Genomic DNA, 14,428 nt, shown 5'->3' on the forward strand with positions numbered 1-14,428 from the left:
TAAAGTTTAGTTAATTGATAGTGTTTAGTTAGTAATAGATTCTACTTTTTTCTCATTGATATAGGTATTTATAAAATTTATGTTTTTAACGTTTTTTAATAAATAGAGTGAGTCTACTTTTTGAATTTTTACATTCTTCAGTGTAATGTTCTCAACTGGCGACTCTTTATAGCCTTCTGCCCAAACGCTATATTTTCCGCCATTTTTTACAGTCACATTCTCTAAGCTTACATTTCTGATGGTTGGAATAAAATTCCCTGTTTGGGATCCGTAGACATTATAAAACATATTCAATTTCAGAACACATTCTTTTACGGTTCCAACTTCAAGATTTCTTACGTAGATATTTTCAATGATTCCACCTCTTTTTGAATTGGTTTTGATTCGAATGGCACGATCCAAATTTGGACTGTCCATGACGCAATTTTCAACAAAGACATTATTTACTCCAGCCGAAATTTCACTTCCAATTACAACTCCTCCATGACCATCAATCATTTTACAGTTTTGTACAATGATATTTTTGCTTGGTATTGCTACTCTTCTACCGTCTCCGTCGCGTCCTGCTTTAATTGCAATACAATCATCGCCTGTGTTGAAAGTGCAATTTCTAATTATAATATTTTGAGAATATTCAGGATCGCAACCATCATTATTCGGGCCATGGCTATTAACCGTTACACCATCAATAATCATGTTGTTTGTTTTTATTGGATGCAAAATCCAGAATGGAGAATTAATAATTTTAACATCTTTTACTAAAGCAGTATTACATTCAAAAAACTCAATAAAATTCGGTCTTAAGTAACGTCCTTCTCCAAAAACTCTTTCTGAAACCGGAACTCCTTTTTCCGCCATATCGACTAATACTTCACGATTTGTTGGATCATTTTGAGACGGAATACCTTTTTTCCATCCATAATTTTTTCCACCAGACCAAATCCACCAATTTGTGCTATCAGCTTGGCCATTTAAAGTGCCTTTTCCCGTAACGGCAATATTGGTTTTGTTTTTTGCATAAATAAGCGGAGAATAATTCATCACTTCGGTTCCTTCCCAAGAAGTATGAACAATAGGATAATCTTTCGGATTCAAACTAAAAAGAATCTCAGCATTGTCTTCCAAATGCAGATTGACATTACTTTCTAAATGAATGGCTCCTGTTAAATATTTTCCATTTGGAACTAAGACTTTCCCACCGCCATTTGCAGCGCATTCTTTTATAGCTTTTTGAAACGCTAAAGTGTTTAACGTTTTTCCATCAGCAACAGCACCAAAGTCGTTGATGTTGTAAACTTTATCCGAAAAATGGACTTGCGGAATACTTTTTATAACTAAATCCATTGTTTTCCAAGGATTCTCCGAAGAAACAGAAGAAGAATGTCTTACACATGATGACACTAAAAGCCCTAAAAAGGCTAAAAAAACAATCTTTTTTATTGCGACTATCTTATTTGTAATCATTTGCACAGATTTTTCTAGTTTGAGTATCAAAAACATCATATTTTATGTAATCGATTACACGAAAGTAGAAAAATAGTTCTGAGACACCAAATTAATTTAGAAAAAAATTATATATTTAATTTTTATTACAAATTTTAATTACATTTAATGCAAAAATTTAGATAATTTATTATCATTGTAAAACCTAAAACGTTTGAATTTTAAATTATGGTAATCGATAACAATATTTATTGCGTAATGAAAAAAAATGTACTTTTGTTTAAAAATAATTCGATAAACTTTTTTTGAATGAGTGAAAAAGTAACTATTTACGATATTGCTGAAAAACTAAACATCACAGCTGCAACCGTTTCCAGAGCGTTAAATAATAATCCTAAAATAAAGGAAGCGACGCGTGAGTTGGTTATCAAGACTGCTGCTGCAATGAACTACAAGCAAAATAAACTGGCGCTAGCTTTAAAAAGTGGCCGAAGTAATAATATCGGAGTTATTGTGCCGCGTATTGACAGTAATTTTTTCGCATCGGTTATTCGTGGAATCGAAGAAGAACTTTATCCTCACGGTTATCAGGTTATTATCTGCCAAACTCACGAAAGCATTAAAAGGGAAAATGAAAACCTTCATACACTTGTAGATGCTCAAGTTGACGGTATCATGATGTCTGTTACTGGTATTTCAGATGAGAATGACAGTGCTTTCAGAAATGTATTGGAGAAAAATGTACCGCTAATATTTTTTGATAGAAGCAAACACATTGACGGCGTAAGTTCTGTAACCATTAATGACTTTAAAGGAGGTTATTTAGCAACAAAACACCTTATTGATGAAGGCTGCCGTAACATTGCTCATTTCTCTGGAGATCAATCGTTAGACATTTTCAAAAACAGGTTTTTAGGATACAAACAAGCATTGCTAGATAACGGACTTCCTTTTAGTGAAGAATATGTTATTTTTACTAAAAGTAGCGTAGATGCTGGTAAAGAGGCTGTCGACAAACTTTTACAATTACAAACTCCGCCTGATGCCATTTTTTCTTCAAGTGATTTTGCCGCATTGGGAGCTATTCAAGAGTTAAAAGAACGAAATATCAGTATTCCAAGTGAGTTTTGTGTTGCTGGTTTCAGTAACGAACCATTTACAAAATTCATGGAATTATCTATTACCTCTGTAGATCAGTCACCATTGGAAATGGGAAGAATGTCCGCCCGAGTTTTCTTAGAACAGGTGGACAAAACAGATACTATTAAAATTGAAAAAAAGGTTGTTCTTGCTCCAGAATTACATATTCGTAAATCTTCAACAAGAAGTAATTTTTAATTTTTTTTACCATATAAGTTATATAAGCTCATTTTAGAATGGGCTTTTTTTATGCAAGCTTCGGAGAAGCGAAATATTTATAGATAAAATTAGTCATCGAGAATAAAGCTCCAGAGGAGCGACTTATTTTTTTGCAATCTAAATGTATGTCGCTCCTATGGAGCTTTATGTTGTAACCGGTTAATCTTTTGCTATAAATATTTCGCTTCTCCGAAGCTTTCTCAAAAAACAAAAGACACATTACAGTGCGTCTCTACAGATAAACCTAACACAAAAAAAAGACGCACTTTATTGTGCGTCTTCTATATAAACCTTTGTCACTTTGCTCCTTAGAACCTTAGCACCTAAAAAACTAAAGTGATACCCCTCTTTTCCAAGGAATAAAATCGTTCTGATTTAAAATAGCTGCTTTTGTTTTAATGTTACCACTAGCAACGTCAATAATGAATTCTAACATTTCGTCAGCCATTTCGTCAATTGATTTTTCTCCAGTGATAATTCCACCAGTATCAATATCGATAATATCAGACATTTTGTTTGCTAATTGCGTATTTGATGAAATCTTTACAACTGGCGCAATTGGATTTCCTGTTGGAGTTCCTAAACCTGTTGTAAACAATACCATATTTGCACCAGAACCAACCATTGCAGTAGTACATTCTACGTCATTTCCTGGCGTACATAACAATGTAAAGCCTGGTTCGTTAATATATTCTCCGTAATCAAAAACACCTGTAATTGGCGATGTTCCACCTTTTTTAGCAGCACCAGCCGATTTCATAGCATCTGTAATCAAACCGTCTTTAATGTTACCTGGAGAAGGATTCATATCAAATCCTGAACCTGCATCAACAACTGTTTTTTCGTACCATTTCATTAAGTCTAAGAAACGTTTTCCGTCCTTATCATCTACACAACGATTTACTAATTCTTGCTCTACTCCACATAATTCAGGAAATTCAGAAAGAATTGTAGTTCCTCCTAAAGCAACTAAATGATCTGATAACACTCCCAATGTTGGGTTTGCAGAAATTCCAGAGAATCCGTCAGATCCACCGCACTCTAAACCAATTCTTAGCTTAGACAATGGAGCTGGCTCTCTCTTAATTTCATTAGCTTTTTTAATAGCTTCAAAAGTGTCTTTTACCACACTGCTCAACATCGTTTCAATTGTTCCGATAGATTGCTGATCGTAAATCAAAACAGGTTTTTTACTGTTCGGATTAATAGCATCTAAAGCTTCTTTGAAAATTGAAATTTGAAGATTCTGACATCCTAAACTCAATACTGTTGCTCCAGCCACGTTTGGATTGTTTACATATCCAGCCAAAAGCTTCGCTAAACTGTGAGAATCCTGACGAATTCCACCGCAACCACCTTGGTGTGTAATGAATTTTACTTCAATATTATTGAATAAATTAGCATCGTTTGAAGCTTCTTGATTTCCTGCTCCACCCGTTTCTGATTTCACCAAAGAACGTAACAATAACTGATAATCGTTCTCTTTTGGTTTCATCAATTCTTTCTCGAAAATATCTTTTAAGATTTCGATGTTTCTGTTTTCACAAAAAACTAATGGGAAAAATAACCATACATTTTCTGTTCCAACTTGTCCATCTTCTCTATGATAGCCCTGCCACGTTCTGTCTTTCCATTTATCAACATTTGGAGCATTCCAGCCAATAGTTTCTGTTTTACCAGTAACTTTATCACTTTCGTGTTTTACGTTTGCTGTAGAAAGCAATCCGCCTTTTTCGATTCTAGCGCTTGCTTTTCCAACCAAAACACCATACATAATGATTCTGTCCCCTACATTAAAAGGAACCATTGCAATCTTATGTTTCATTTTTACATCAGACTCTACGGTAATTGATTGTCCTTCAAAATCAATCACTTCGCCTGCAGTAAGATCCACCAAAGCAACCGCAACATTATCGGTTGGGTGTACTTTTATTAATTTTTTCTGCGTTGCCATAATTAACCTTTGTTCTTTTTGTTGTGTTTTTTATTTTATTCTTTCTTGAAACTTAGCAAAACCAGCTTCAATTCCGTTTGAATCTATTTCTTCCAAAGCAATTGTAATTACTCTTGTTAAACCTGGAATTTCAGTTAAATCCTGATCCCAGAAACCTTTGTTTTGCAATGTTAAACGAGCAATTTTCTCATAATCATCAGACTTCCAAAGTCCGTTAAAGAATGCTGTAATATCTTCACCATCTTTAACCGGTAAACTTTGACCATTCCAAGTTCCTTTATAGAAACGAATTAAGCTCGCTAATGAAAAAGTCAAATTAACAGGTAATTTTTTGTTCGCATTATAATATCCTAATAAACTAGGCAAAACTCTTACTTTGAATTTCGATACAGAATTTAATGCAATATCAGCAAGTGCATGTTTGATAAATGGATTTTTAAATCTGTCCATTACTTCCTCAGAATAGGCTGTAATTTCATTTTTGTCCATATCAAGAGTTTCACTAATTTCACTAATAACGCTATTCACAAATTTTCCTGTAAAATCTCCGTTAACAGTTTCCATTACTAATTTATTACCATGCAAAAGTGAAAAAGGAACCATTGCCGTATGCGCACCGTTTAAAATACGAACTTTAATCATTTTAAAAGGACGTATATCATCAACGATTTTTACATTCAAATCTGTTTTGTGGAAAGGCAATTTTGCTTTTAGATCATCTCCACCTTCAATAGCCCAAAGGAAAAAAGGTTCAGCCGCAACAATTAAATTGTCCTCATAATCTAATTTATTATTGTACTCTTCAATTTCAGCTCTTGGATATCCAGGAACAATTCTGTCAACCAAAGTACTATGATAGGTACAAGCATCTGATACCCAAGTCTTAAATGCATCTTCTAACTTCCATAAATCAACATATTGTAAAATATATTTTTTAAGCGTTTCAGAGTTATAATCAATTAATTCACACGGAATTATTGTAACTCCTTTAGAAGCATCTCCATTAAAATGCTTAAATCTTTCATATAACAAAACCGTCAATTTTGCAGGAAATGAAACTGGTGGCTGCATGTCTGGAGTATCACTTTCAATAAATTCAATTCCAGCTTCTGTAGTATTAGAAACAATAAACTGAAGTTCTTCTTCTTTGGCTAAAGCCAAATAATTTGCAAATTCAGTATATGGGTTTATAGTTTTTACAATATTATTAATTAACACAATATCTTGTATCTTTTCACCTTTTTTAATTCCGTTCATAAACAAGGTATAAAGACCATCCTGATCATTAATCATATTTACCATACCGTCTTTCAAAGGCTGAACTACTGCAATACCGGCATTAAAATCGACTTCTTTATTTAGTTTATCAAAAGCATAATCAACAAAGGCTCTTAAAAAGTTACCTTCTCCAAACTGAACTACTTTAATTGGCTGTAACTTTTCTAATCCTGTATTTATTCTATTTAATTTTTTCATTTTAAATTTTCTTTAATGCGTTATAAATAACCATTTATAAACCTTATTTCTTTATTCCTGCCTTTTTAAATTGTAAATGAAACATTACACCCGATTGAGTAAAATAAAGCCGGCTGTGAGGAATGGCTAGCTCAATTTTTCAAGCGTAATGTTCAATTACAATCTCTAAAAATCTAAAAAAAACTTATAAAATAAGGAGTTTGGCATGATTACTCCTTAATCTATTTTCTAATATCTTTTATAATGTCAAGAACCTGTTTCACTTTTGCAGTAAGTCCGTCGAAGTCTTTATTGTCAAGTATGTCTTTTGAAATTAACTGTGAGCCCAAACCAACGCAGGTTGCTCCCGCATTTAACCATGAACTCAAACTTTCTTTTGTTGGATAAACACCGCCTGTAGGCATAATGTTTGTCCACGGACATGGGCCTTTTATCGCTTTAATAAATTCCGGTCCGTAAGTATCAGCTGGAAATAATTTTACGATTTCACAACCTAATTCTTCCGCTCTCGCAATTTCTGTCAAAGTACCGCAGCCTGGCGACCAAAGCACTTTTCTACGATTACAAGCTATAGCTATATCTTCTCTAAAAACTGGAGTTACAATAAAATTTGCTCCCAAACTCATGTACAACGAAGCCGAAGCTGCATCTGTAATAGAACCAACTCCCAGAATCATTCCTGGCAGTTCTGCTAAAGCATATTTGTTTAAAGCTCCGAAAACCTCGTGAGCAAAATCGCCTCGACTTGTAAATTCCATTAATCTGGAACCTCCATCGTAACACGCTTTTAAAACTTTCTTACTTAACTCAATATCAGAATGAAAAAACAACGGAACCATTCCATTATCTTTCATTGTCTGAGCTACTTCTATTCTTGAATATTTTGCCATTTTTATTTAAAATTATCTTGATACTAATGCAGAACCATCACCATCAATCATATTTTCAACTTCTTTTAAAGTAACCAAGTTATAATCTCCTGCAATTGTATGTTTTAAACAACAAGCTGCAACTGCAAAGTCTAATGCTCTCTGGTTATTATTATATTCCAATAAACCGTAGATTAATCCGCCCATAAAAGCATCACCGCTTCCTACACGGTCTACAACCGGAGTAACTTCTTTTACGGCTGCACTATAAATTGCTTTTCCGTCGTATAAAATTCCGCCAATTCTCTGGTGAGAAGCACTAACAGAATAACGTAGTGTTGTTGCCGCAATTTTTAAGCTCGGAATCAACTCAAACAATTTATCATATACTGCTGGAAGTGATTTTTCGTCCTGATAATTCGGATTTGCTTTCGGGATTCCCAACATGAAATACGCCGTATCTATATCTCCCAAAATCACATTGCTGTATTTCAGCATTTCTGGCATTACCTCACTTGGAGTTTTTCCGTACTGCCAAAGTTTTGATCTATAGTTTAAATCGCATGAAATTTTAATTCCTTTTTTATGAGCAATTTTAATTGCCTCTAAACAAGCTTCAGCTGCACTTTCAGAAATTGCTGGTGTAATTCCACTCCAATGAAACCATTCTGCACCTTCCAAAACCTTGTCCCAATCAACCTGTCCTTTTTCTATGGTCGACATTGCGCTGTGAGCACGATCGTAAACCACATTGCTTCCGCGAGTTCCTGCTCCAGTTTCTAAGAAATAGATTCCTAAACGTTCCCCTCCATAAACAATGTTTTTAGACTCGACATTCATCTTTCTGATTTCTTTTAAAGCAGAAAAACCAATTTCATTTTCAGGTAATCTGGTAACAAATTCAGCATTTACACCATAATTAGCCAGAGAAACACATACATTAAATTCACCGCCACCATAAGTAGCACCAAATGCTGTAGATTGCGAAAAACGCAAATGTCTTTCTGTCGATAAACGCAGCATGATTTCTCCAAATGCAACTACTCTACTCATTTATTTATATATTTTTTTGCCACTCCCGATAGCTATCGGGATTTCGGTTAATTTTCAATTAAAATTTGAAATATTCTTTAGCGTTGTTGTATGAAATATCAGAAACTAATTTTCCGATCCATTCCATATCATTTGGAAGTTCACCACGTTTGATTTCGTCTCCCAAAAGGTTACATAAAATACGTCTGAAATATTCGTGTCTTGGGAACGATAAGAAACTTCTAGAATCTGTCAACATTCCAACAAAACAGCTAATTAAACCCATGTTTGAAAGCGCATTCAATTGTTTTGTCATTCCATCTTTCTGATCTAAGAACCACCATCCAGAACCAAATTGTACTTTTCCGCGAACACTTCCGTCGTTAAAGTTTCCAATCATTGTTGCCATAACTTCGTTATCAGCAGGATTCAGGTTATAAATAATCGTTTTAGTCAATTTATCTTTACTGTCTAAAGCGTTTAAGAAAGCTGATAATTTTTGCGCTTGCGGATAATCTCCAATAGAATCCCATCCTGTATCTGGACCTAAGATTCTGTGCATACGTGCATTATTGTTACGCAATGCACCTAAGTGAAACTGCTGCACCCATCCAAACTCATGATAAGTTTCTGATAAGAAAACTAAAATAGCACTATGGAATTTTAAAACCTCTTCTGGAGACAATTCGCCATTTTCTCTTTTCTTTTTGAAAATAGCATTTACTTCACTTTCTGTATAGTTCTCAAAATCAATTTGATTCAATCCATGATCACTTAATTTACATCCGTTTGCATTAAAGAATTCGATTCTTTTTCTTAAAGCAGATTGTAAATCAGCATAAGTGTTAATTGCAATACCGGACACATCCCCTAATGTGTCCAGATATGCAATATAACCATCATTAGCAATTAAGATGGCTTTATCGGGTCTGAAAGCCGTACTCATTTTAATTCCAGTTGAGTTATTCGCGAATTTTTGGTGAAATTCTAACGAATCAATTGGATCTTCTGTAGTACAAACTAATTCAGCATTTACTTTTTTAAGAAGGTTTTGCGTGCTATACGCTTGTGAATTTATTTTCTCAGAAGTTTCGATATAAATTTTCTCTGCAGATTTTTCATTCAACAAATCATAAATATCAAAATAACGAGCCAATTCTAAATGTGTCCAGTGATACAACGGATTACGCATTGTGTACGGAACTGTTTTTCCCCAGTTTAAGAATTTATCTTTATCTGAACCATTTCCTGTTACAAACTGCTCGTTGATTCCTAAAGTACGCATTGCACGCCATTTGTAGTGATCGCCATTAATCCAAACTTGCGTAATGTTATCGAAGATTTTATCCTCTGCGATAAACTGCGGATTTAAGTGATTGTGGTAATCTATAATGGGCTGATTTTTAGAGTAATTGTGATATAACTCTTCAGCATATTTATTTTCTAATAAAAAATTATCGTGTATGAATTTCTGGCTCATGTCTTTTAAAATATAATTTGAAAATTATTCTTCGTTTGAAGGTTTTCCGATAGTTGCAAGGATTCCTCCATCTACATATAAAATGTGACCGTTTACAAAATCACTCGCTTTAGATGATAAAAATATTGCTGCTCCAGCCAAATCGCTTGGATCTCCCCATTTTGCAGCTGGCGTTCTGCTGATGATAAAATCGTTAAACGGATGTCCATCGACTCTAATTGGTTTTGTTTGTTCTGTTGCAAAATATCCAGGACCGATTCCGTTAATCTGAACATTGTATTTTGCCCATTCTGTTGCCATATTTTTAGTTAGCATTTTCAAACCACCTTTTGCAGCAGCATAAGCAGAAACTGTATTTCGTCCCAATTCACTCATCATAGAGCAAATGTTGATGATTTTTCCTTGTCTTCTTTCAATCATTCCTTTTGCAACGTGCTTAGAAACGATAAACGGACTTACAAGATCAATGTCAACTACTTCTCTGAAATCTGACACTTCCATATCTAGCAACGGAATTCTTTTGATAATTCCTGCATTATTGATCAAGATATCGATTGGTCCAACTTCGCTCTGAATTTTAGCAACCGCTTCTTTTACTTCCTGCTCTTCGGTTACATTAAATTTGTAGCCTACCGCATTAATGCCTTCACTTTTTAATTCAGCTACAGCATTATCAATTTTTTCTTGAGAAGAATTTCCGTTCACAACAATTGTTGCACCCGCCTGACCTAATCCTTTTGCCATTGCCATTCCTAGTCCGTGTGTACTTCCTGTTATTAAGGCAACTTTTCCTTTTATATCAAACAAATTTGTCATCTTATCTTAAATCAGTGATTTTACAAACATCCATATCTCCGTAATCTAAGTTTTCACCAGCCATTCCCCAGATAAAAGTATAATTGCTAGTTCCAGAGCCTGAGTGAATAGACCAAGGCGGAGAAATTACTGCCTGATGATTGTTCATCCAGATATGTCTTGTCTCCTGTGGTTGTCCCATGAAGTGACAAACAGCCTGATCTTGTGGAATATCTAAATAAAAATATACTTCCATTCTACGATCGTGAACATGAGCTGGCATGGTATTCCAAACACTTCCTGGCTTCAATTCAGTCATTCCCATTTGCAATTGGCAAGTGGTAACCACACTTCCAATAATCATTTGGTTTACGGTACGGTGATTTGCCGTTTCCATTGTTCCCAATTGTAATTTATTAGCTTCAGCTAAACTTACTTTTTTAGTTGGGTAAGTAGTATGTGCAGGTGCAGAGTTTAAATAGAATTTAGCAGGATTATTTTTGTCATCACTTTTAAAAACCACCTCTTTATTTCCAGCTCCGATATACAAAGCATCTTTAAAACCTAACTCATAAGTTGTTCCTTCTACTACAACAGAACCGCTTCCTCCAACATTAATGATTCCTAATTCTCTACGCTCTAAAAAATAAGGCGCTTTTAAAGGATCGATCGTTTCTAAAGCTAAATCCCCTTTTACAGGAACTGCAGAACCTGCAATGTATCTGTCGTAATGCGAATAAACCAATACAACTTCATCTTCCTGCATTAAGTCATCAATTAAGAATTCTTCTCTCAATTGCTGTGTGTCATATTTTTTTACAGCTTCAGGGCTTGACGCGTATCTTGAACTATATTTTGTCATAATTTTAAATTAATGTAATCGATTGCACAAAATTATATTTTTATATTTAAATAGCATAATTGAAAACGAAAAAATGTTTCAATTCTGTTCATTTTTCTTTATAATTCGACTTTTTTCATTCGTGGAACTAGAATATGCATTATCAGCCAAGCCAATAAATACGATGCTCCACAAATACAGAACATAATAAAATAACCTGTTTCTACTTTTCCAAGCTTGGTATAGTAAACAAACATATTTTTCTGAACTAGCAATGTCAGCAAAATTCCACCAAGTGCTCCAAACATTCCACCTAATCCGGTTACAGATGCTGTTGCTTTTTTAGGAAACATATCGGATACTGTTGTAAAGATATTAGCACTCCACGCCTGATGCGCTGAAACGGCCAATCCGATCACTAAAATTGCAAACCAGATATTTATAGCTCCTAATTGCTGAGCGAATAAAACTGGCAATACAGCAAAAGCATAAAGCAACATACTTGTTTTACGAGCTTTGTAAGCAGGCCAATTGTTATTTATCAATTTTAATGGAAGCCAGCCTCCCCCAATGCTTCCAATGCTTCCAATCATATAAACTAATGCACAAGGCCAGATAATTTCTGTCGCATTAAGCTTATATTGTTTCATCAAAAAGTCCGGTAACCAGAACAAATAAAACCACCAAACTGGATCTGTCAATAATTTGCCAATTGCAAAAGCCCAAGTCTGGCGAAATGATAATAATTTCATCCAAGAAACCTTTTCTTTTGACTCTTCTACTACTTCCTCAACTTGATCTGAAGTAATATATTCTAATTCTGCCTGAGATAAACGCTTTTGCTTTTGAGGCACTTCATACAACAAAAACCATAAAGCAAGCCAAATAAACCCAACAATTCCTGTTATGATAAATGCCCATTGCCATCCATACTTTTCTGCAATATGAGGTACTGTTAAAGGTACGATTATAGCACCAATATTACTTCCTGAATTAAAGATCCCTGTTGCCAGAGCTCTTTCCTTTTGCGGAAACCATTCTGCTGTCGCTTTAATTGCCGCCGGAAAGTTTCCTGCTTCTGTAACTCCTAAAAACACTCGGGCAATTAAAAAACCTCCTGTTCCTGTTGCCAATGCGTGTCCAATTGCGGCTAAACTCCATAATCCTGTTGCAATAGCATAACCCAACTTAGTCCCCAACTTATCAATAATTCCTCCTGCAACCAGCATTCCTAGCGCGTATGCAATTTTAAATGCCAGTTCGATGTTCGAGTAATCTATAACCTCCTGTTCGGGAGTCCAGTGAAACGCTTCTGCCAAAAAAGGCCTGAGGTAACTTATTACATTTCTATCTAGATAATTGACAGTTGTAGCAAAAAAAACTAAACTGCAAATAGTCCAACGATATTTTCCTATTGCTGCATTAGCTTGGTTCATGATGTGGTTGTGGTTTAGGTTGGTTAGTTAGTTTTTGAAATCTCTTTAGAGATCAGTAATCGGACTGTATTTTGGAACCAATGTTTTCATTACAATCCAGCCTGTTAAATAACAAACTGCACAAATAGAAAAAATGATAAAATATCCTGCCTCAATTCCTTTGAATCCCATAAAAGCCATATTGGTATCTTTTGCATAATCAAACAATACTCCAGATCCTTTATTGATCAATGTTGAACCTACTCCACCTGCTAAACCTCCAATTCCTGTAATGGTTGCAATAGCTTTTTTAGGAAACATATCTCCTACTGTTGTAAAAATATTTGCCGACCAAGATTGGTGTGCAGCACCTGCAATTCCAATAATAATTACCGGAACCCAATAACTGATATATCCTAATGGCTGTGCAATCAAGGCTAATAATGGAAAAAATGCAAATATTAACATTGCTCTCATTCTTCCTTCGTATGGATTCATTCCTTTTTTCTCTACGAAATACGTTGGAAGCCAACCTCCAATAATTGACAATAATGTAATCATGTAAAGTACAAATAGAGGTAATGCTGCTTCTGTAGAATCCATTCCGTAAACAGAACTTAGATACGCTGGAGTCCAGAATAAGAAGAACCACCAAACACCATCTGTCATAAATTTACCAAATGCAAAAGCCCAAGTTTGTTTGTATTTAAAGCAATCTGCTAAAGAAACTTTTGTGCTTGTTTCTGGCACGAAACCAACTAATTTGCTGTCTGCAATATCGTCTTGCTGAATATAAGCTAATTCTTCTGGAGAAACTCTTGTATGTTTTTCTGGTTTGTCGTACATAAACATCCAAAACCCCATCCAAACAAACCCTAAAGCTCCGATGATGATAAATGACATTTCCCATCCGAAAGATTTTGCAATAAAAGGAATTGTAATTGGCGCTGCTAAGGCTCCAACTGTCGCTCCTGCATTGAAAATACTAGTTGCAAAAGCTCTGTCTTTTTTAGGGAAATATTCTGCTGTAGTTTTAATCGCTGCAGGAAAGTTTCCTGCTTCTCCAACTGCAAGAACGAAACGAGCAAAAATAAATAAAGCAACACTTACATTGATAACCAATGCTGTATCGCTTACTGTGCTAATTATTTCTTTTGAACCATGAAAGCCCACAAACCATTCTCCTGTAATAATTCCTGAAGTTGCAATTCCGCAGAAAGCATGAAGACAGGCTCCAACTGACCAGATTCCGATTGCCCAAAGAAATCCTTTTTTAGTGTCCAACCAATCTACAAATCTACCCGCAAACAATAATGACACTGCATAAAAAATAGAAAACAAAGCGGTAATATTTCCGTAGTCGTTATTGGTCCAGTGAAATTCTGGCGCGATAAAATCGCTCCACGTTAACGACAGCACTTGTCTATCCAGGTAATTGATTGTAGTTGCAAAAAATAGCAATGCACAAATACTCCAACGGTATTTTCCAGTTGTTTTGATGCCTTGATTTACTGCAACAGTTTCGGTTTGATTCATAGTAAGTGGGTATTATAGTTTTTGTAATTTTTGGTCATCTTAAAAGACTATATTTACTGCTTTCTAAAAATATTAAAATCAATAAATTAACACCTTAAAAGAAAAATAATGTAATCGATTGCACAAATATAGTTTTTAATCTGTACAATCCAAATAATATTGTGTAAAAAATTATTTTGGCTTATCAAATAAACATATTACATAAAAAAAGGAATACAAAATTACACA

Annotated in this window: 11 protein-coding genes; 1 reads left to right on the plus strand and 10 read right to left on the minus strand. The window is 34.7% G+C overall.

Going from position 1 to position 14,428, the window contains the following annotated elements; genetic code table 11:
- Window positions 1–24: 24 nt before the first annotated feature.
- A complete protein-coding gene (locus OZP10_RS00690; protein WP_281633048.1) occupies window positions 25–1,464 on the minus strand; it encodes a glycoside hydrolase family 28 protein in 1,440 nt (479 codons plus the stop codon).
- Between the two features lie 288 nt (window positions 1,465–1,752).
- Here OZP10_RS00690 and OZP10_RS00695 point away from each other — a divergent pair, with 288 nt between their 5' ends.
- Window positions 1,753–2,781: a LacI family DNA-binding transcriptional regulator gene (locus OZP10_RS00695; RefSeq protein WP_281633049.1), complete on the plus strand. Its 1,029-nt coding sequence runs from the start codon at window positions 1,753–1,755 to the stop codon at window positions 2,779–2,781.
- A 352-nt stretch (window positions 2,782–3,133) separates the two neighbouring features.
- Here the strand turns inward: OZP10_RS00695 and OZP10_RS00700 are convergent, their stop codons facing one another.
- From OZP10_RS00700 to OZP10_RS00740, 9 genes are all read right to left on the minus strand, one after another.
- On the minus strand, window positions 3,134–4,756 hold the full coding sequence (locus tag OZP10_RS00700; RefSeq protein WP_281633050.1) for a UxaA family hydrolase: 1,623 nt from the start codon (window positions 4,754–4,756) through the stop codon (window positions 3,134–3,136).
- A 30-nt stretch (window positions 4,757–4,786) separates the two neighbouring features.
- Window positions 4,787–6,232 carry a tagaturonate reductase gene (locus OZP10_RS00705; RefSeq protein WP_281633051.1) on the minus strand — a complete coding sequence of 482 codons (1,446 nt, stop codon included), beginning with the start codon at window positions 6,230–6,232 and terminating at the stop codon, window positions 4,787–4,789.
- A 221-nt stretch (window positions 6,233–6,453) separates the two neighbouring features.
- The gene (locus OZP10_RS00710) at window positions 6,454–7,122 is read right to left on the minus strand and encodes a bifunctional 4-hydroxy-2-oxoglutarate aldolase/2-dehydro-3-deoxy-phosphogluconate aldolase (protein ID WP_281633052.1); all 669 of its coding nucleotides are present in this window, start codon (window positions 7,120–7,122) and stop codon (window positions 6,454–6,456) included.
- A 12-nt stretch (window positions 7,123–7,134) separates the two neighbouring features.
- Window positions 7,135–8,154: a sugar kinase gene (locus OZP10_RS00715; protein ID WP_281633053.1), complete on the minus strand. Its 1,020-nt coding sequence runs from the start codon at window positions 8,152–8,154 to the stop codon at window positions 7,135–7,137.
- 58 nt (window positions 8,155–8,212) lie between these two features.
- On the minus strand, window positions 8,213–9,613 hold the full coding sequence (gene uxaC / locus OZP10_RS00720) for a glucuronate isomerase (protein ID WP_281633054.1): 1,401 nt from the start codon (window positions 9,611–9,613) through the stop codon (window positions 8,213–8,215).
- A gap of 24 nt (window positions 9,614–9,637) precedes the next feature.
- Window positions 9,638–10,429 (minus strand): gluconate 5-dehydrogenase, encoded by a 792-nt coding sequence (locus tag OZP10_RS00725; protein ID WP_281633055.1) that lies wholly within the window; start codon window positions 10,427–10,429, stop codon window positions 9,638–9,640.
- A gap of 1 nt (window position 10,430) precedes the next feature.
- Window positions 10,431–11,270, minus strand: coding sequence for a 5-dehydro-4-deoxy-D-glucuronate isomerase (kduI, locus tag OZP10_RS00730; RefSeq protein ID WP_111377125.1), 840 nt, complete (start codon window positions 11,268–11,270; stop codon window positions 10,431–10,433).
- Window positions 11,271–11,368: 98 nt separating this feature from the next.
- Window positions 11,369–12,685 carry an MFS transporter gene (locus OZP10_RS00735; RefSeq protein ID WP_281633056.1) on the minus strand — a complete coding sequence of 439 codons (1,317 nt, stop codon included), beginning with the start codon at window positions 12,683–12,685 and terminating at the stop codon, window positions 11,369–11,371.
- A 45-nt stretch (window positions 12,686–12,730) separates the two neighbouring features.
- Window positions 12,731–14,200 (minus strand): MFS transporter, encoded by a 1,470-nt coding sequence (locus tag OZP10_RS00740; protein ID WP_281633057.1) that lies wholly within the window; start codon window positions 14,198–14,200, stop codon window positions 12,731–12,733.
- Window positions 14,201–14,428 lie beyond the last annotated feature (228 nt).

The sequence above is a fragment of the Flavobacterium luteolum genome, assembly GCF_027111275.1.
GTDB classification, from domain to species: Bacteria; Bacteroidota; Bacteroidia; order Flavobacteriales; family Flavobacteriaceae; genus Flavobacterium; species Flavobacterium luteolum.

Excerpts from the sequence above, each read along its gene's own strand:
- OZP10_RS00710 (WP_281633052.1), bottom strand. The coding sequence starts at position 7,122 with ATGGCAAAATATTCAAGAATAGAAGTAGCTCAGACAATGAAAGATAAT.
- OZP10_RS00735 (WP_281633056.1), bottom strand. The coding sequence starts at position 12,685 with ATGAACCAAGCTAATGCAGCAATAGGAAAATATCGTTGGACTATTTGC.
- OZP10_RS00740 (WP_281633057.1), bottom strand. The coding sequence starts at position 14,200 with ATGAATCAAACCGAAACTGTTGCAGTAAATCAAGGCATCAAAACAACT.
- OZP10_RS00715 (WP_281633053.1), bottom strand. The coding sequence starts at position 8,154 with ATGAGTAGAGTAGTTGCATTTGGAGAAATCATGCTGCGTTTATCGACA.
- kduI (WP_111377125.1), bottom strand. The coding sequence starts at position 11,270 with ATGACAAAATATAGTTCAAGATACGCGTCAAGCCCTGAAGCTGTAAAA.
- OZP10_RS00725 (WP_281633055.1), bottom strand. The coding sequence starts at position 10,429 with ATGACAAATTTGTTTGATATAAAAGGAAAAGTTGCCTTAATAACAGGA.
- OZP10_RS00700 (WP_281633050.1), bottom strand. The coding sequence starts at position 4,756 with ATGGCAACGCAGAAAAAATTAATAAAAGTACACCCAACCGATAATGTT.
- OZP10_RS00690 (WP_281633048.1), bottom strand. The coding sequence starts at position 1,464 with ATGATTACAAATAAGATAGTCGCAATAAAAAAGATTGTTTTTTTAGCC.
- uxaC (WP_281633054.1), bottom strand. The coding sequence starts at position 9,613 with ATGAGCCAGAAATTCATACACGATAATTTTTTATTAGAAAATAAATAT.
- OZP10_RS00695 (WP_281633049.1), top strand. The coding sequence starts at position 1,753 with ATGAGTGAAAAAGTAACTATTTACGATATTGCTGAAAAACTAAACATC.
- OZP10_RS00705 (WP_281633051.1), bottom strand. The coding sequence starts at position 6,232 with ATGAAAAAATTAAATAGAATAAATACAGGATTAGAAAAGTTACAGCCA.